17 protein-coding genes are annotated in these 18,563 nt (G+C 58.1%); 15 read left to right on the top strand and 2 right to left on the bottom strand.

Features of this window, described 5'->3' with window-relative positions; translation table 11 throughout:
- The 5 genes from ddpC to ACCD02_RS18345 all read left to right on the top strand — a co-directional run bounded on the left by ddpC (position 1) and on the right by ACCD02_RS18345 (position 7,081).
- Positions 1–891, top strand: coding sequence for a D,D-dipeptide ABC transporter permease (ddpC, locus tag ACCD02_RS18365; RefSeq protein WP_413304691.1), 891 nt, complete (start codon positions 1–3; stop codon positions 889–891).
- Positions 892–893: 2 nt separating this feature from the next.
- Positions 894–1,880 (top strand): ABC transporter ATP-binding protein, encoded by a 987-nt coding sequence (locus ACCD02_RS18360; RefSeq protein WP_413304689.1) that lies wholly within the window; start codon positions 894–896, stop codon positions 1,878–1,880.
- On the top strand, positions 1,877–2,845 hold the full coding sequence (locus ACCD02_RS18355) for an oligopeptide/dipeptide ABC transporter ATP-binding protein (RefSeq protein ID WP_413304686.1): 969 nt from the start codon (positions 1,877–1,879) through the stop codon (positions 2,843–2,845). The genes ACCD02_RS18360 and ACCD02_RS18355 overlap by 4 nt, the downstream gene beginning before the upstream one ends.
- 337 nt (positions 2,846–3,182) lie before the next feature.
- Positions 3,183–4,781: a sensor domain-containing diguanylate cyclase gene (locus ACCD02_RS18350; protein WP_413304683.1), complete on the top strand. Its 1,599-nt coding sequence runs from the start codon at positions 3,183–3,185 to the stop codon at positions 4,779–4,781.
- A 407-nt stretch (positions 4,782–5,188) separates the two neighbouring features.
- A complete protein-coding gene (locus tag ACCD02_RS18345) occupies positions 5,189–7,081 on the top strand; it encodes a methyl-accepting chemotaxis protein (protein ID WP_413304682.1) in 1,893 nt (630 codons plus the stop codon).
- Here the strand turns inward: ACCD02_RS18345 and ACCD02_RS18340 are convergent.
- Together ACCD02_RS18340 and ACCD02_RS18335 are read right to left on the bottom strand one after the other, a co-directional pair.
- On the bottom strand, positions 7,078–7,932 hold the full coding sequence (locus tag ACCD02_RS18340) for an alpha/beta hydrolase (protein ID WP_413304679.1): 855 nt from the start codon (positions 7,930–7,932) through the stop codon (positions 7,078–7,080). The two genes, ACCD02_RS18345 and ACCD02_RS18340, sit on opposite strands and share 4 nt — an antisense overlap.
- A gap of 369 nt (positions 7,933–8,301) precedes the next feature.
- Entirely contained in the window at positions 8,302–9,246 is a 945-nt protein-coding gene (locus ACCD02_RS18335; protein WP_413304676.1) for a GlxA family transcriptional regulator, read from the bottom strand.
- 181 nt (positions 9,247–9,427) lie between these two features.
- Here ACCD02_RS18335 and ACCD02_RS18330 point away from each other — a divergent pair, with 181 nt between their 5' ends.
- The 10 genes from ACCD02_RS18330 (at position 9,428) to phnF (ending at position 18,562) form a co-directional block, all read left to right on the top strand.
- Complete coding sequence (locus tag ACCD02_RS18330; RefSeq protein ID WP_413304674.1) at positions 9,428–10,027, top strand: TetR/AcrR family transcriptional regulator; 600 nt, start codon at positions 9,428–9,430, stop codon at positions 10,025–10,027.
- Between the two features lie 171 nt (positions 10,028–10,198).
- A complete protein-coding gene (locus ACCD02_RS18325; protein WP_413304672.1) occupies positions 10,199–10,513 on the top strand; it encodes an aldehyde dehydrogenase family protein in 315 nt (104 codons plus the stop codon).
- Between the two features lie 132 nt (positions 10,514–10,645).
- Positions 10,646–11,770, top strand: coding sequence for an alkene reductase (locus ACCD02_RS18320; protein WP_413304670.1), 1,125 nt, complete (start codon positions 10,646–10,648; stop codon positions 11,768–11,770).
- A 122-nt stretch (positions 11,771–11,892) separates the two neighbouring features.
- Positions 11,893–12,702 (top strand): helix-turn-helix transcriptional regulator, encoded by an 810-nt coding sequence (locus tag ACCD02_RS18315; protein WP_413304668.1) that lies wholly within the window; start codon positions 11,893–11,895, stop codon positions 12,700–12,702.
- A gap of 95 nt (positions 12,703–12,797) precedes the next feature.
- Positions 12,798–14,207, top strand: coding sequence for an NAD-dependent succinate-semialdehyde dehydrogenase (locus ACCD02_RS18310; protein ID WP_413304665.1), 1,410 nt, complete (start codon positions 12,798–12,800; stop codon positions 14,205–14,207).
- Between the two features lie 273 nt (positions 14,208–14,480).
- Positions 14,481–14,726 (top strand): helix-turn-helix transcriptional regulator, encoded by a 246-nt coding sequence (locus ACCD02_RS18305; protein ID WP_413304662.1) that lies wholly within the window; start codon positions 14,481–14,483, stop codon positions 14,724–14,726.
- Positions 14,727–14,928: 202 nt separating this feature from the next.
- Complete coding sequence (phnC, locus tag ACCD02_RS18300; RefSeq protein WP_413304660.1) at positions 14,929–15,762, top strand: phosphonate ABC transporter ATP-binding protein; 834 nt, start codon at positions 14,929–14,931, stop codon at positions 15,760–15,762.
- A gap of 43 nt (positions 15,763–15,805) precedes the next feature.
- Complete coding sequence (gene phnD / locus ACCD02_RS18295) at positions 15,806–16,810, top strand: phosphonate ABC transporter substrate-binding protein (protein ID WP_413304659.1); 1,005 nt, start codon at positions 15,806–15,808, stop codon at positions 16,808–16,810.
- A gap of 200 nt (positions 16,811–17,010) precedes the next feature.
- A complete protein-coding gene (phnE, locus tag ACCD02_RS18290; protein WP_259108685.1) occupies positions 17,011–17,799 on the top strand; it encodes a phosphonate ABC transporter, permease protein PhnE in 789 nt (262 codons plus the stop codon).
- A gap of 58 nt (positions 17,800–17,857) precedes the next feature.
- Positions 17,858–18,562, top strand: a complete 705-nt coding sequence (phnF, locus tag ACCD02_RS18285) for a phosphonate metabolism transcriptional regulator PhnF (RefSeq protein WP_413304656.1) — start codon at positions 17,858–17,860, stop codon at positions 18,560–18,562.
- Position 18,563: the final 1 nt, after the last annotated feature.

The following is an 18,563-nucleotide window of genomic DNA, read 5'->3' as shown; positions in this document are numbered from 1 at the left end:
ATGAGCGCTTCTCCCGTTCCAACCACCATTGCCTTGCCAGCGCGCTGGCCGGAAAAACTCGCTTACCTGAGCCACCAGATACGGCGTAGCCCCCTGACCATGGCCGGGCTTGCCATCACGTTGCTGGTGTTGCTGTGCATGCTCTTTGCCCCGTGGCTGGCTTCCCATGATCCCAATGCCCTGAATCTGTCCCAGCGTCTGGCCGCACCGTCGGCGGAGCACTGGTTCGGCACCGATGAAGTTGGCCGCGATCTGTTCAGCCGGGTGTTGTACGGCAGCCGCCAGTCGGTAGGTGTCGGCCTGTTCGTGGCATTTGCCTCGTGCCTGATCGGCGGCCTGCTGGGCTGTATGTCCGGAGTGATCGGCGGGCGTTTCGACGGCCTGGTCATGCGCCTGATGGACATCATGTTGTCGGTGCCTTCCCTGGTGCTGATCATGGCTCTGGCTGCGGCACTGGGGGCCAGTCTGTTCAACGCCATGCTGGCAATCACGCTGGTGCGGATTCCGTTCTACGTGCGTCTGGCCCGGGGCCAGGCCCTGAGTATTCGCCAGATGGGCTATGTCAAGGCGGCCCAGACTTTTGGCGCCGGGCGCTGGCATATCGTGCTCTGGCACGTGGCGCGCAATGCTACGCCGCCATTGATGGTGCAACTGAGCCTGGATATTGGCGCGGCAATCCTCATGGCTTCGGCCCTGGGCTTTATCGGCCTGGGTGCACAGCAACCGACGGCAGAGTGGGGCGCCATGGTGGCTACCGGGCGCAACTATATCCTCGACCAGTGGTGGTACTCGACTTTTCCGGGGCTGGCGATCCTGGTCACGGCCACCGGCTTCAATCTATTGGGCGACGGCGTGCGTGACTTGCTCGACCCACGGCAGCAGGGGAAATGAGCATGAACAGTCCTGTGCTGAATATCGACAACATGAGTATCGAGTTTCCCGCGTATCGAAGTACGGTCAAGGCGCTAAACGGCGTGTCGTTGCAGGTCAATCCAGGCGAGATTGTCGGGGTGATCGGCGAGTCCGGCTCCGGAAAATCCGTCACCGCCATGCTCAGTCTGCGCCTGCTGCCGGAGCGCAGTTATCGGGTCAGCGGCGGCAGCCTGCATATCCTTGGGCGCGACATGCTCGCCGCCCAGGAAAAGGAACTGCTCAAGGTCCGTGGCCGGGATGCGGCGATGATCTTTCAGGAGCCCATGACCGCGCTCAATCCGACCCGGCGCATCGGTCGGCAGATGACTGATGTAATCATTCATCACCAGCAGCTGAGCAAGGCAGAGGCTCGGGCCAAGGCCATCACCCTGTTGCGCGACATGCACATTGCCGACCCTGAACAGGTCATGGAAAGCTATCCATTCGAGCTGTCCGGCGGCATGCGCCAGCGGGTGATGATTGCCCTGGCATTCTCCTGCGACCCACAATTGCTGATTGCCGACGAGCCGACCACGGCGCTGGATGTCACGGTGCAGCGCCAAGTATTGTTGCTGCTGCGGGAAAAAGCCCGGCAGCGGGGCACGGCGATTCTGCTGATCACCCATGACATGGCCCTGGTTTCGCAGTTCTGCGATCGTGTCTATGTGATGTACACCGGTGCGGTGGTGGAGCAGGGCGTCACTGCCGACGTCATGGCCGCGCCGCAACATCCCTATACCCGAGGGCTGCTCAGCGGTCTGCCGGAGCAGGTCGAGCCGGGCCAGGAGCTGTTGACCATCCCCGGCCAGGTACCGAACCTGTCGGCGTTGCCCGATGGCTGCACCTTTCGTGATCGTTGCGCCTTTGCCATGGCCAAGTGCAGCGAGCGTCCCCCTTTGCTGGCCCTTGACGCCAGCGGCCAGCGCAAGAGCGCCTGCTGGTTGAGCTTGGAGAAACAGGCATCATGATCAGTGCCCCGCAGCAACAGGCCGGCGAGCTGCCGGTTATTCTCGGTCTGGACGATGTGCGCGTGCATTACCCGGTGGGCAATGACTGGCTGGGTCGATCCAAGGGTGTGGCCCATGCCCTCAACGGCATCGATCTGCAGGTGCGCGCCGGGGAAACCCTCGGCGTGGTTGGCGAGTCCGGCTGCGGCAAGAGCACCCTGGCGCAACTGCTGATGGGGCTGATCAAGCCCACCAGCGGTCAGTTGCAATGGGTCTATAACAACGCCAGCGAGCGGCGCAGCAATGTGCAGATCGTCTTCCAGGACCCGCAGTCGTCCCTCGACCCGCGCCTGCCGGTATGGAAAGTCATCACCGAGCCGCTGTTCGTCCAGCGGGGGGCGCCGCGTCAGGAGATGCGTGAGATCGCCGCCCGGGTCGCCAGTCAGGTGGGTATTCGCAGCGAATACATGGATCGTTTCCCGCATCAATTCAGTGGCGGCCAGCGGCAACGCATCGCCATTGCCAGGGCCCTTTCATCGGACCCGGACATCATCGTCCTCGACGAACCGACCTCGGCCCTGGATATCTCGGTGCAGGCGCAGATCCTCAACCTGCTGGGCGAGCTGCAACGCAGCCGCGACCTGACCTATATCCTCATCTCCCACAACGTCTCGGTGGTGCGGCATATGGCCGACCGGGTGGCGGTGATGTACCTGGGGCAGATCGTCGAGCTGGGCAGCACCGCCGAAGTGCTGGAACGGCCACGCCACCCCTATACGCGGTTGCTTCTCGATGCCGTACCACGCCTTGGTGTACCGCTGGATGAAAGCCAGGTTTCGGCACCGACCGAATTGCCGGGCAACCGCAGGCTGCCTTCCGGTTGTTTCTTCCGCGACCGTTGTCCCAAGGCCACGACGGGCTGTGAAAAGCCGCAGCAACTCAAGGCGCTGGGGGAGACGGCTGTACGTTGTCATTTGGTGGCCTGAAGGGCGGGGCCATCTCAAGATATTCGCGTGCAATTAGCCGGATAGTTAGTGTTCGGCTAATGCCCGGTATTACCGTTGGAAGTTGTCAGCCTTATTAGGCTATCGCCGCGCAATGTAGTGAGTTCTTCATCAGAGGCGCTACTAAATTCGCATCGGTTTAATTTTTTAATTGTCGCTTTGGATAACTTGGATCCAAGTTATGTTTTTTGAAGTGCGTAATACGATTCATTCGCAGTTTTTTATCCGGTGGATTAAAGTATGTTCTTCATCTTGCGAGTCGTCTTCGGGAGTACGTTTATTTTGTGTTGAGTTAAATGCATAATGGCGGTATGCCCTGATGCAGGTGGTGATTAAAATGTTGTCCAAGGTCGCTTTCCGGGTGGATTTACGTCGTCTGATTTTATTGCTGTCTGTGATCGTAGCAGCTGCCACTCTTTCCAATACGCTTTATTCAACCTATCGCGTCCAGAAGGAACAACTGATCGAGAGTACCATCGAGGCTAACCGTGTTTACGCCAGCAAACTGTCCGACACGATCGACGATTTTCTTCAGGCGGCCCAACAGCAGATTTCTTTCAGTGCCGGGCTGCTTGGAAAGAGTCATTACAATCATGAGCTTGCGTTATCCGAAGCCAGGCGCCTGAAATTACAGACTGACAGTTTCAATGCTGTGGTCATGGTCGATACTGAGGGCTACGTCGTTACCGTTTCTCCCGAGACTGTTCATGTGAGTAGCGGCAAGTTGCAGACCCCAGGCGCACGTGAAGCCCTGACTGAAAAAAAACCGCTGATCAGCAAACCCTATATTTCTGCGGCCGGGAATCTGGTGGTGATCGTCTCAAGCCCGATATTTGATGATGAGGGCGCTTACCTCGGTTATGTGGGTGGCGCTATCTATTTGAAACAGCGAAGCATCCTTCATGATTTGATTGGATCCCATTTTTACCGTGATGACGCTTATGTCTATGTAGTGGACTCGAATAAAACCATTCTTTACCACCCAGACCAGGAGCGAGTGGGTAAAACGGTAAGTGACAGTGCTGTGGTCGACAAAGTACTTGGCGGTGAAAACGGTGGCGCGCTGGTGGTCAACTTTCTTGGCAAGGAAATGCTGGCAGGTTATTCGCCGGTCAAGTCCGTAGGCTGGGGTATTGTTTCTTTGCAATCCGTGGAGAGGGCGCTGCTGCCCATGGACAGTCTGGTCTACCGCAGCATTATCGGCATTCTTCCCATGGCGGTCATCGGCATACTCGGCGTGTTCTGGCTAAGCGGTTTTATCAGTCGGCCACTGTCGCAACTGGCTGAGTGTGCGAAGAATATGCAAAGCCCGGAGACGTCTCAAAAAATCCTCAAAGTGCGGTCCTGGTACTTTGAATCCGCGCTCATCCGTAAGGCCTTATTGCAAGGCGTGGAACTCATGGAGGCCAGAATTGGCAAGCTTAATAAAGAGGTGCAGACCGATCCGCTGACCGGGCTGCTGAACCGTCGGGCACTGTCCAGTGTGCTTGATTTTCTCAGGACTGAATGTCGGCCGTTTTCGTTGGTGACTCTGGATATCGATCATTTCAAACAGGTGAATGACCGTTACGGACATGATGTCGGCGACGTCGTGCTGAAGAAACTGGCCGGGCTGATGCAAGCCTGTTCGAGGGAAAGCGATTATGCCTGCCGGGTAGGTGGCGAAGAGTTTCTGGTCCTGTTACCTGGCGTGCCACTCGATGCGGCTGCGGAATTCGCCGAGCGGTTGCGGATAAAGGTGCAGCAAGAGGCGATTGATAGTGTCGGTTCTATCACGATCTCCCTGGGAGTCGCTCATTGGCCGGGCAGCGCCGATGAGATTACGGATGTTCTCAAGGCTGCCGATGAAGAAATGTACCTGGCCAAGCAACGAGGTCGTAACAGGGTATCGGTCAGATCCGATATGACAGTTACCTGAGTCGATTGTGAGCTTCGCCTGAGGGTTTCAGAGTTGCCTGCTGAAGATCGCGGGCATGGCTAGGTCCAGGCAGACCTGTCAGGCGATCGCGACCGATCGGTCAGAATAACGTCATGTGTCTTATATAAAGTAACCAGCGCATAAATCGAATATACCACTTGTCGAACGCGGCATTTATTACTCGACGCCAAGGTCGTTATGTGCAGTGTTAAGTATTGTGCTTTATTGTGGATCCAATTGCCGGTTAACTCGCTGTTGCATGGAGCGCCCAGGTGAGTGCCGGAAAAATATTTAACTTCCCGTCTATCCTTTTGTCACAAGAATCCGTAAAACGCCGCCTGGCATTTGTCTTGCACGCTTGTGCGCAGTACTACCTCCGAAGTCGATTCTTGTAATGGAAGTATCCTATGAATAAAAGTTTGGGTTTCAGCAGGAAAATCCTGCTCGCTGCGGCTCTGGTCGTGGTCGTCGCATTTACTTGTTTTATTGTCGTGAATGACTATCGACAACGCCAAACTTTAAAGGAAAGCGTTCATTCGGAGCTGAAACAGTTAGGCAGCCTGACCACCCTGAATATCCAGACCTGGATGGATGGGCGTATCCAGCTGCTGCAGTCCATGGCTCAGCAGATCGCCCTGGACGGTACGGACCTTGCCAAATTGCCTCGTGCGGTTGGCCTCAAGGCTTATACCGACAATTTTACCTTAAGCTATTTCGGCAGTAATGCCGGGGTGATGTTCTCGGTGCCTGCCGGTAACCGCCCGGCGGACTACGACCCGCGGGCCCGTGGTTGGTACAAGGCCGCGCAGGCAGCGGCGGGGACCATTGTTACTGAACCCTACATCGCCGCTTCCTCGGGCAAGCTGGTGGTGACACTCGCGACCCCGGTCAACATCCAGAATGCCCTGGCCGGCGTCGCCGGTGCCGACATGTCCCTGGATGCCATCAGCAACACCATCAACTCGCTGAACTTCGGCGGCCATGGTTATGCATTCATTGTCAGTGCCGATGGCAAGATTCTGGTGCACCCGGACAGCAAACTGGTGCTGAAGAATATCAGCGAGGCCTACCCGAGCAATACGCCGAAAATCACCCCGGGCGTGGGTGAGATCGAGTCTGAGGGGAAGGCGGAAATTATCTCTTTCACTCATATCGAAGGCCTGCCATCGGCCAACTGGTATGTCGCCCTGGTACTGGACCAGAACGCCGCCTACGCGATGCTCAGTGAATTCCGTACTTCGGCCATCACCGCGATGGTCATCTCGGTGGTGATCATCATCCTGCTGCTGGGGCTGCTGATCCGCGTACTGATGCAGCCGCTGCACCAGATGGGCCGCGCCATGCGCGACATCGCCGACGGCGACGGCGATCTGACCAAGCGCCTGACCATCACCTCTGAGGATGAGTTCGGTGCCCTGGCGCAGTCGTTCAACCACTTCGTCGAGCGTATTCACGGTTCGATCCGCGAAGTGGCGTCCACTGCGGGGCAACTGGGCGACGTGGCGATGCGGGTGGTCAAGGCCTCCAACTCATCCATGACCAACTCCGGCGAGCAGGCCAGCCGTACCGAGAGCGTGGCGGCGGCGATCAACGAACTGGGTGCTGCCGCCCAGGAAATCGCCCAGAACGCTGCGCGTACCTCGCAGCAGTCCGCCGATGCCAGTGGCCTGGCCACCGATGGCCAGAGCGTGGTGCAGCAGACCATCAAGGCGATGAACGAGCTGTCGGAGAAGATCAGCGAATCGTGCGTCAATATCGAGAGCCTGAACGACAAGACGGTCAATATCGGCCAGATCCTTGAGGTGATCACCAGCATCTCCCAGCAAACCAACCTGCTGGCGCTCAACGCCGCCATCGAGGCCGCACGGGCCGGGGAAGCGGGGCGCGGTTTTGCCGTGGTCGCGGATGAGGTGCGCAACCTGGCCCATCGCACCCAGGAGTCGGCGCAGCAAGTTCAGAAAATGATCGAAGAGTTGCAGATCGGCGCCCGCAGCGCGGTCAGCACCATGACCGAGAGCCAGCGCCAGAGTGAGTCCAGTGTGACCATCGCCAACACGGCCGGCGAGCGCCTGGGCAGCGTCACCCGGCGCATCGACGAGATCAACGGCATGAACCAGTCAGTGGCTACCGCCACCGAAGAGCAGACCGCCGTGGTCGAGTCGATCAATATGGACATCACCCAGATCAACGACCTCAACCAGCGCGGCGTGGAAAACCTCAAGCTGACCCTGGATGCCTGTTCCTACCTGGAAGAGCAGGCCGCGCGTCTGCAGCATCTGGTCGGTACGTTCCGGATCTAATGGTCCGCAGCCAGCCCTGCTGCCAGTCTGAGAGACGGATGCAGGGCTGCAGCGAACACCTCGCTGTGATTCAAACCCTCAAATGCCCGGTATCTGGCCTGTATACCCGGCACCTCACTCAGGTGTCGGGCTACCTCGCGATTGGCCTCGATCGGCACCGCTTCCATGGCCTTGCGCCGCTCCATTGATCCCCAGTCAAAGCTCTTTATCGGCAGCTTGCCTTCCTTTGAACCGCGCATGATCAACACCTGACGCACGGGCTGGTCCTTGATACCGGCAAAGGCCATGGCCTTGTCGTAGGTCGGCGGCTGATACCACAGCGAGGCGCTGGCGGCGAACCAGTTGTTAAAGGCCAGCGGTTGCTCAAGCAGTGCGTAAAGCACAAACAAACCACCAAATGAGTGGCCCCACAGGCTTTGGCGTGATTGATCGACGGGGAAGCGTGACTGCACCAGAGGTTTGATGCCTGTCTGGATCAGATCCAGGAAGGCCGCAGAACTTGCGCCGGTGTAGTCACGGGTGCGTTGTTGCATATCGTAAAGCCCGTCCATCTCATAGCCGATCATCACCAATAATGGAGGATTGCCGCCGTCCAGTTCCTTCAACCAGTCCTCCTTCAGTTCTGCCAGGGCATTATTGCCGTCCAACAGATACATCGCCGGATAACCGGCCGCTGGTGGCGCCTTGCGCGGGATGGCCAGGTCCAGGCGGTAATGCAGGCTGCCGTCCGGTGAGTCCACTTGCAGGCGTTCGAAGCGGTACACGGACGATTCCGGTGCGGCCCGGGCCAGCAGGGGCAGGCAGCCGAGCAACAGAAGGGGCAGGTGTTTGAGAAGGGGAAGCCAGTGCATGGAGGACCTATGAAATGAATGGGCGTCCGCTTTGTTGGAGCGGATTTCTCCGCGAAAACGGCATGCAGGAGAGCGGAAATGTAGCGGATGTTGCGACTCTTTCGCGAATGAATTTGCACACAAGCGTAGGTTCCCATCGGCTGCTGAAACGATGCTGATTGAGTCGGCATCCAGGCGTCGGGGGCGGGTCCACAGACAATGGGTGTTATCGGGTTAATGGTTTGAGAGCTTTTGACAGGTGCTACTGGCCAACCGATGTTTTTCGGATTCGGGTATCACGCGGTCTGCGATACCGATAGATTACCGGGTCGTTTCCACGCTCGGGATCAGAAAAAGAGCTTACGAAACTGGCTTTGCCAGGATACGGCCTCACTGCAGGTCGCTACGATTAAACTCATTTCGCATCGCTTGCGGCGGTTTTCCAAAGGCGCGCAAGAACGCTTGACGCATACGTTCCCTGTCACCGAACCCCGTTTCTTTTGCGACCACTTCTATATGGTGCCGCCCTGACTCCATCATTAGTCGCGCCGCCTCCAGGCGCAGGCTCTCGATAGCTTTTGCGGGGGTTTGCCCGGTCTCTTCGCGAAATACACGGCTGAACTGGCGCGGACTGAGCCTCGCAACAGCAGCGAGAGCCTCCACAGATAAATCCTCGCGTAGATTCTCTCTTGCATAGCCAAGCGCTAACTGGATGCGGTCGGATTTAGGATCCAGCTCCAGAAGAGCAGAGAGCTGGGAGTGTTCGCTCCCTCGGCGTTCTGACATCACCAGCTTACGGGCCACCTGGCGCGCCAGGTCCCGGCCGAAATCACCTTCCACCATCGCCAGCGCCAGATCGATGCCGGAGTTCATCCCCGCGCCCGTCCAGATCTGGCCGTCCACGACGAAAAGCTTGTCTTCTTCCAACTGTATATTCGGATAGCGCTTTCTGAATGCGGGGGCATGCAACCAATGCGTCGTCGCCCGCTTGCCTTCCAACAAGCCTGCTTCGGCCAGAACAAAAATGCCCATGCACAGTGATGCCAAGCGCCGGGACTGAGCAGAAGCGGCTTTCACGAGATTCTGAAGACTGGCCTCTGGCAGTCGGAAATCCAGATAGCCGCTGATGATCAGTGTGTCGTAGCCCTCTGCGCGGACGGGGGTGGTGTTCACTGAAAAGCCCAGAGACGACAACACAGGCCCCCCGCTCTCGGAGACGACATGAAATTCGTACAGCGTTTCTCCATGCAACAGGTTGGCGCATTCAAACACTGAACCGAGGGACAGGCTCAGAGACTGAAATTGCGGATATGCCACTAAAGCAATGCTGTGCATGGGTTCTACCGAGGGAAGAAGAGGGTGCGATTGTTAGCGCAGTTACCCGGAACGGCAATGGAGAAATCTCGTTCGCGGCAAATGTCCGGAATCCTTGCACATTTGTCATTGCCACAATGGCGGGTACTCAATAGCATTGGCAACAGCTGATAGACGACTGGTCTACTTAATGGTGTCAGCGATGGAAAAGATTAAAAGCGGATTGGCCAGGCAGCACATCCTGGATACGGCGCAAAAGATCATCGGTGTCAAAGGTTTCTCCGCGGTGGGCTTGAACGAATTGCTCAAGGCGGCGGATGTGCCAAAGGGCTCTTTTTATCACTACTTCAGTTCGAAAGAAGCGTTTGGAGAGGCGCTGCTGGAGAATTACTTCCGCAGCTATCTCGCTGGCATGCAGAAGATATTCGACGGCGATGCCTTGGCAAATCGCAATTTGTCCAGATACCTGGACCGCTGGATCGATAACCAGACCGCGCAGACCGATGCCACCAAATGTCTGGCGGTAAAGCTCGGCGTTGAAGTTACCGATCTGTCGGAGCCCATGCGGCAGAAGCTCCTCCAAGGCACCGCGAAAATCATTGAATGCCTGGATGCAGCGCTGGCTCGGGGTCAGGAACAGGGATCGATGACGCTAAACGAGACACCTGAGCAACTGGCAGCGCAGTTGTATGCGCTTTGGTTGGGGGCCAGCGTGATGGCGAAGATCACCCACACGAACGAGCCATTCGATCAAGCCTTATTGATGACTCGGCGGGCAGTAGGAAACGTTGAACAGTTGTAATGACACCCTGAATGATTGAATGAGCAAGTGACTGAAACGCGGTTGAAGCAACGCTAACGACTTGCCGTTTATCTTAATTAAATCGCCCGGCGGATCTGTAATCAGACAGCGTTTTATCTGATTCAAGTATCTCTGCGCGCACAAATTGTCGACTACCAGGAGTATCAAATCATGTCTGCAGTTATTGACCTTGCACATTCAAGCCGTCTTTTCGATGGCCCTTATTATCTCAGCATTGCCGGCAAGCTGGTTGAGAGCCAAGCGTCGTTTGACGTGATGAATCCCGCAACCGGCCAAGTGCTTGCCCAGGCCGCAGTGGCGGTCGCCAATCGCCTTGAAACCGGCATGGTCTGGGTGAACGAAATGTATACCCAAGGTGTGGACATCCCGTTTGGTGGCCATAAGCAGTCCGGCGTGGGGACTGAGGGCGGGCATGAGGGCCGATTGCTGTTCACCAACCCGAAGGCGGTATTGATCAAGAAATAATTCAACGTGCGGCCCTTTGTTGGGGGCCGCATGCCTGGCTGCCGACACACGGCGCCTTTCCTGAAAATATTCGAAGCCTGGGCAGCTTGCGCCAGCCGGGGCTTTCTAACTTGATTCACTGGAGCTACACCCATGAAGCATGAATCGCTGTTTACACCCGTGGAACTGGGCGGCCGTACCCTGAAAAATCGTATCGTGTTCCCGCCATTGACCCGGCAGAGAAGTGAACAACCAGGTGATATCGCTTCGGACTTGATGGCCGAGTATTACCGTCAGCGCGCTTCGGCTGGATTCATGGTCAGTGAAGGCACACAGATCGAGCCGCGGGGCCAGGGCTATGCCTGGACCCCAGGTATTTATACACCGGCGCAGCTTGACGGCTGGCGCAAAGTCACAGATGCAGTGCATGCCGATGGTGGTGTGATCTTTGCCCAGCTCTGGCACGTTGGCCGCGTATCTCATCATGCATTGCAGCCTGACGGTAGCGCTCCGATTGCACCATCCGCGATTCAGGCGACCAATTCCAAAGCATTCATAGAGACGGGTGCGGGCATGGGCAAGTTGGTGCAGCCATCGGTGCCCCGCGCACTGACTATTCCTGAAATAAAGGAGTTGGTCGGGCTTTACGCTCAGGCCGCAAGCAATGCCATCGCGGCAGGGTTTGACGGTGTTGAGATTCACGCGGCCAATGGCTATTTGGTCAATCAGTTCATCTCCGAACATGCCAATCATCGCGATGACGAATACGGCGGTTCGTTGAGCAACCGTCTGCGCTTTTTGCGCGAGATCGTTCAAGCCGTTGCCAAGGCCGTTGGCCCTGACCGGCTGGGTGTGCGTTTCACGCCATTGTTCACCACGACTGATCAAGACCGGGTGTACATCGGCATGGTCGAAGAGGATCCCAATCACACTTACATTGAAGCGATCAAAGTATTAGAGGAGGCGGGTGTCGCCTACGTTTCAATCGCCGAGGCTGACTGGGACAATGCGCCCGATCTGCCGGAGCAATTTCGTCGTAATGTGCGCAGTGCATTCAGCGGCCGGATCATATACGCAGGTCGTTATACGGCAGAGCGGGGCGCGCGTCTGGTCGAGGCGGGGCTGGCTGACCTGATCGCGTTTGGCCGTCCCTTTATTGCCAATCCGGACCTGCCTGCGCGGATCAGCAATGGTTGGCCCCTCAACTCGTTGAATCCGGCCACACTCTATGGCGGCGCCGAAGCGGGTTTCACGGATTACCCGACGTACGTTGCCTGATCGCGACCCTCCCGACCGGGCAAACGTTAGCGAGCCCGGCGGACTTTGGAGGCATAATCGACACCCGGGCTCATCACCGACGATGGGTGTCGATCAATGAACACTCCAAATATGAGGGACTTATGGCAACCAGACCGTCAGTAGAGCAGCGGCGAGAGTTCGGCAAGTTCCTCTCCAGCCGCCGCGCCCGTCTTGATCCGAAGGATTTCGGCCTTCCTGAAGGCAACCGGCGCACACCGGGGCTGCGTCGCGAGGAAGTGGCGGTGCTGGCCGGGGTCAGCGTCAGTTGGTACACCTGGCTTGAGCAGGGACGCGACATCCAGCCTTCTCCCGATGCGCTGCAACGCATCTCCAAAGTGCTCAAACTCGACCGTGTTGAATCAACGCACCTTTACGCGCTGTCCGCGCTCGAGGCACCGAGTGCCACGACCGGTGGGGCCGTAACCGCCGGCCTTGAAATGCTGGTACGTGCCATCAACCCCATTCCCGCCTATGTGCGTAATACTCGCCTCGACATTCTTGCCTGGAACGACGCTATCGCGGACCTGTTCGTCGATTACGGTTCGTTGAAGCCTCACGAACGCAACACGTTGCGTCTGCTGTTTCTGTATGTCCCTTATCGAACGGTGATTCTGGACTGGGAGCAAATGGCGCGAGGCATGATCAGCACCTTTCGTGCTTCTCGTGCGCTGGCTCAGGACAAGGCACCCTTCGATAGCCTGGTCGAGGAACTGTCCGCCCAGAGCCCCGAGTTTCGTGAGTGGTGGCAGGACACGGAAGTCAAAGGCTTCGACGAAGGGCGCAAGCGTTTGTTGCACCCGATCAGTGGCTATATCGATTTCACCTATGTAGCGCTGACACCCGAGGGGCGGCCGGATCTGTCATTGGTCACCTATATTCCCCGACACACTGCCTATGACCCACAGTCATAGGATAACAAGACGCCTTCTTGGCCTGCCCGGGCTTACTTAAAGTGACGGTCATCGCAGTGCAACGCGCTGCACACGCCGCCAATGAGGTAATACCGATGTCCAGCCTGAACACGAACCTGAACGCCCCGGCAGTCGCGACTTCACGCAACCCGGCCACCGGCGAGCTGATTGCGACTTATCCGTTCCAGACCCCGAGCGAAGTTGAATATTTGCTGGACAACAACGCCTCGGCGTTTCGTCTATGGCGCGCCACGCCCATGCGTGAACGGGTCACTGCCTATCGTCGCCTGGCCGCCATCTTGCGTGAGCGCTCGGAACTCTTTGCCGGGCTGATCACTGCCGAGATGGGTAAGACGCTGATTGCTGCACGGGCGGAAGTAGAGAAATGCGCTGCCACGCTGGAATGGATTGCCGAGAACGGCCCGGCGATCCTCGCTGACGAACCGGTAAACGTGGAAGGTGAGGATGAGGTTCACGTTTCCTTCCTGCCCATCGGAACCATTCTGGCGGTCATGCCCTGGAACTTCCCGCTTTGGCAGGTGATCCGCGCATCGGGCCCCATCATGCTGTCCGGTAACGGCTTCATGCTCAAGCATGCACCGAATGTCATGGGGTCAGCCTACGCATTGCAAGACGCCTATGAGGCCGCCGGTTTTCCAAAGGGCCTGTTCGTCAATCTGGTCGCTGATAACGACACCGTCGCCCGCACCATCGAAGATCCACGAATCGCTGCAGTGACCCTGACGGGCAGTATGCGCGCAGGTTCGGCAGTGGCGGCTACCGCTGGCAGGGCACTGAAGAAGAGCCTGCTGGAATTGGGCGGCGCCGACGCCTTTATCGTACTGGCCGACGCCAATATCGACCTTGCGGTCAAGGCCGCTGTTGAAGCCCGTTTTCAGAATGCCGGCCAGGTTTGTCTGGCGGCCAAGCGTTTCATCATCGAGCAACCGATTGCCCAGGAGTTCACTCGAAAGTTTGTCGCGGCGGTCAAGCAGCTGAAAGTCGGCGACCCGCTGGACAGCGCCAACAACCTTGGCCCAATGGCGCGCGGCGATTTGCGCGATGAGCTGCATGGTCAGGTTCAGCGGACCATTGCCGCAGGTGCGCAATTGCTGCTCGGCGGCAACAAGATCGACGGCCCCGGCAGTTTCTATGAGCCAACCGTACTGGCTGAAGTCGCACCGGGAATGGCGGCGTTTGACGAAGAGACCTTCGGGCCAGTGGCGGCAATCACCGTCGCCGAAAGTGCCGAACACGCAATTGTGTTGGCCAACACCAGTGACTATGGCCTGGGCGGCAGCCTATGGACTCAGGATGTCGAGCGCGCGCAACGCATCGCTCGTCGTCTGGAAACCGGCGGAGTATTCATCAACGGCTTTCCTGCCACCAATGCCCGCATTCCGGTGGGGGGCGTGAAGAAAAGTGGCTACGGCCGTGAGCTGTCGCACTTCGGCTTGCGTGAGTTCACCAATGCGCAGGCCGTCTGGGCCAAGAGCATTGACTGAGACGCAGAGAGAACACGCCCTCAATGGCCTAGAGATAACACCGATGAACGCCTGGCCGATAATGGGATGACTGACCCGGGCAATGTCTGACCGCGTTTCATCCCAAGCCGTCGCAACTGTGACGGCTTTTTCATGCGCGCAATCTTTACCAGGGCGGGAAGCAACATGGCCGGAATCCTTGCGGATTCGTCATTGTGACTGACCGGGCTGACTCCTGGTATTCGATCCCGAGCAACCCCTTCTATTATCGAATACAGGCCTGCGTAATTATTGATGTGTAGCGATTCGGGTAATCATCAGGACCGTCTTCACGCAAAAACAGACCTGAGCGGCCCTGCTCGTTTGAAATATGTTCCAAACAGACTAGCACCATGGAAACTTGAAAAAGCAACGGCGTTCATGACCCAGCGCCTGGGCGGTAGATGCCTCATCGAAGACGTCGCCAAAGAATGCTCCATGTCCAGAAACCACTTTTCCCGGGCCTTTAAAAACGTTACAGGCTTGACGCCTCAGGCCTGATCAGGCCGGAAAACCACGATAAGGGTTCACCCCTCACCGTGAATCTTCGGCGATCGTGAAATATCCTGACTCAACCTTTCACAAAACGGTTATTCCCGCGTCACTGACACATCACGGCGCTGCAACATCCTCGGTCTAGTTTCGATGACACAACAAGGCGGCCATCCAGGCTGTTTGTCCAGAACCAGATCGAGAAGCCCCCATGAACGCAGCTATCCATGTCGAGCATCTGAACAAGACGTTCTCCCGAAAATCCGCTTTGGTTGATCTGGCGTTGTCTATACAACAGGGCGAAATGGTGGCGTTGATCGGTGCTTCCGGTTCCGGCAAATCCACTCTGTTACGCCACCTGGCGGGCCTGGCCTGCTGCGATCGCCACAATGGCGGCCGGGTGGAGGTACTGGGCCGGGAAGTGCAAGCCGCTGGCCGCCTCAATGGCAAGGTGCGCCGCTTGCGTGCCGATATCGGTTACATCTTCCAGCAGTTCAATCTGGTCAACCGTCTTAGCGTACTGGACAACGTCTTGCTCGGTGGCCTTGGGCGCATGCCTCGTTGGCGCGGCAGCCTGGGTATGTTCAACGCCGAAGAGAAACAGCGCGCCATGGCCAACCTGGATCGCGTCGGCCTGGCCGACCTGGCCGCCCAGCGCGCCTCGACCCTGTCCGGTGGCCAGCAGCAGCGCGTGGCGATTGCCCGGGCCCTGACCCAGCAGGCCGAAGTCATCCTGGCTGATGAACCTATCGCTTCCCTGGACCCCGAGTCCGCGCGCAAGGTCATGGAAATCCTCGCCGATATCAACCGCCGCGACGGCAAGACCGTGGTCGTGACCCTGCATCAGGTCGACTACGCCATCCGCTATTGCCCGCGAGCCGTGGCCCTCAAGGGTGGCCGTATCCATTTCGACGGTCGCGGTGAAGAACTCTGCGCCCAATTCCTCAACGAGCTCTACGGTGCCGATGTCGACACCAGTCTGATGATCGCCAGTCACACGGCGCATCACGAAATCCCGGCGCCGCGCCTTGTGGCTGCGCGCTGAGTCAACCCTCTGTACCCATTAACGCATCTACAGGAGTCCTTCCATGTTGAATCGTATCGGTCGCGTATTCGCGTCTGCCGTCCTGCTGACCGGCGCACTGCTGGGCAATGCGCAGGCAGACGAGAAAGTCATCAATTTCGGCATCATGTCCACTGAGTCGTCGCAGAACCTCAAGAGTATCTGGCAGCCGTTCCTCGATGACATGGGCAAGAAAACCGGCCTCAAGATCAACGCGACTTTCGCCTCTGACTATGCCGGGCTGATCCAGGGCATGCGCTTCAACAAGGTCGATGTGGCCTGGCTGGGCAACAAGGCAGCGATGGAAGCGGTGGACCGTTCCAACGGCGAAATCTTCGCCCAGACCTCGGCTGCCAATGGCGCCCCCGGCTACTGGAGCGTGCTGATCGTGCGCAAGGACAGCCCGATCAACTCGGTGGATGACATGCTCAAAAACGCCAAGAGCCTGACTTTCGGCAATGGCGATCCGAACTCCACCTCCGGCTACCTGGTGCCCGGTTATTACGTATTCGCCAAGAACAACGTTGATGCCGCCACCGCCTTCAAGCGCACCCTCAATTCCAGCCATGAAGTGAACGCCCTGAGCGTCGCCAAGGGCCAACTGGATGTTGCCACCTTCAACACCGAAAGCTGGGATCGCCTGGCCGTAACCCAGCCGGACAAGGCCGCCATGCTCAAGGTGATCTGGAAGTCGCCGATCATCCCGGCGGACCCGATGGTCTGGAGCAAATCGCTCTCCGACGACGAGAAAAACAGGATTCGCACCTTCTTCGCTGACTACGGCAATACCGATGCGGAAAAGGAAGTGCTGAAAAACATGCAGATGGGCAAGTTTCTCAAGTCCTCGGATGACCAGTTGCTGACCATCCGCCAGCTCGATCTGTTCAAGCAGCGTACCGAGGTATTGGCCAGCACCGGTCTCAGCGCCGAAGAGAAAACCCAGAAGCTCAAGGATATAGATGCCGGCCTGACCAAGTTGCAGGACCGCATCAGCGAGCTGGACAAGAAGAACACCGCCAGCGCGGGGTGATTGAGCCGGCGGCGCCGCTTTCAGGATTGCAGTGAGATTTTGTGGGAGCGAATTCATTCGCGAAGAGGCCGGTACACCCAGCGTATCTGCTTCTTTTGAACACCGCTTTCGCGAATGAATTCGCTCCCACAGGATCCGCTTCCTCAAGCGTTGCTGCGAGATCGTGCGAGACCATTTAGCGTTGTAACCGAGATCTGACTATGACCACTCACGCAGCTTCCCTGCAGGCCGTCGGCAAGCGCACCTGGCCGCAATACCTGGGCTGGGGCCTGTTCCTGGCAATGATGGCCTGGGCCTGGCATGGCGCCGAAATGAACCCCCTGGCGCTGTACCGCGACTCGGGCAACATGGCGACGTTCGCCGCCGACTTTTTTCCGCCGGACTTCCACGAATGGCGCGCCTACCTCAAGGAAATGATCGTCACCGTGCACATTGCCCTGTGGGGCACCTTACTGGCGATTGTCTGTTCGGTGCCATTGGGTGTGCTCTGCGCTGACAACATCACCCCGTGGTGGATTCACCAGCCGCTGCGCCGGGTCATGGATTCCTTCCGCTCCATCAATGAAATGGTCTTCGCCATGCTGTTCGTGGTGGCGGTGGGTCTTGGACCGTTTGCCGGGGTGTTGGCGCTGTGGATCAGCACCACCGGGGTCCTGGCCAAGCTGTTTGCCGAAGCCGTGGAAGCCATCGATCCAGGTCCGGTAGAAGGCGTGCGTGCCACCGGCGCCAGTGCCTTGCAGGAAGTGATTTTCGGGGTCATCCCGCAAGTCATGCCGCTGTGGATTTCCTACGCGCTGTACCGTTTCGAATCCAACGTCCGCTCGGCAACCGTGGTGGGGATGGTCGGTGCCGGGGGTATCGGCGTGATTCTCTGGGAGAACATCCGTGCCTTCCAGTTCGTCCAGACCTGCGCGGTGTTGCTGGTGATCATCTGCGTGGTCAGCGTGATCGACATCCTGTCACAACGCCTGCGCAAACTTTTTATCTGAGCACTTTTACCCGATCACTGCCGATAGGAGAGGGTGCCGGACGGCACTTTTTTAAAGCATGGAATTGTCTAGACAAGCAGAGCCGATTTACCGCGAGCTGGCCGATACCCTGCGCCGTGAGCTGCCCGGTTATCTGCCCGGCGACTACCTCCCCGCCGAGGTGCAACTGGCCGCACGCTTCGACGTCAACCGCCACACCATCCGTCGGGCCATTGATGAACTGGTGCGCGAAGGCAGCGTGCTGCGCCGTCAGGGCCGTGGCACCCAGGTGCTGGAGCGGCCGTTGATCTACCCCATGGCCGTGGACAGCGCCTACAGCCAGTCGCTGTCGGCCCAGGGCATTGGCGTCGAAGCCATCCTGATACAGCGCCAGGACTGTCTGGCCACGGTCGAAGACGCCGGGCACCTGAAGCTCGAACCCGACGCGCCGCTGATCGAACTGCGCACCCTGCGCAAGTTGGACGGCCAGCCTGTCAGCCTGATTCGTCACCGTTTCTGTGGCAGCCGCAGCGAGTTGCTCAGCGCCTATAGAGGCGGCTCGCTACGACAATACCTGGCCGCTCGCGACTTGCCCCTGAGCCGTACCTTCAGCCTGATCGGTGCGCGCCTGCCGACCCGTGAAGAGGCCGATCTGCTGATGATGCCGCGTCACTTGCCTGCGGTGACCGTGCTCACCGTATCCCACGACCGCAGCGGTCAGCCGGTGGAACTGAGCCATTCCACCAGCCGTTCCGACCGCTTCCAGTATCAGGTCATCACATGAT

Origin of the sequence: Pseudomonas sp. Pseusp88 (genome assembly GCF_047303955.1) — a bacterium.
Classification (GTDB): domain Bacteria; phylum Pseudomonadota; class Gammaproteobacteria; order Pseudomonadales; family Pseudomonadaceae; genus Aquipseudomonas.
This window is presented reverse-complemented; position numbering and strand designations above follow the sequence as displayed.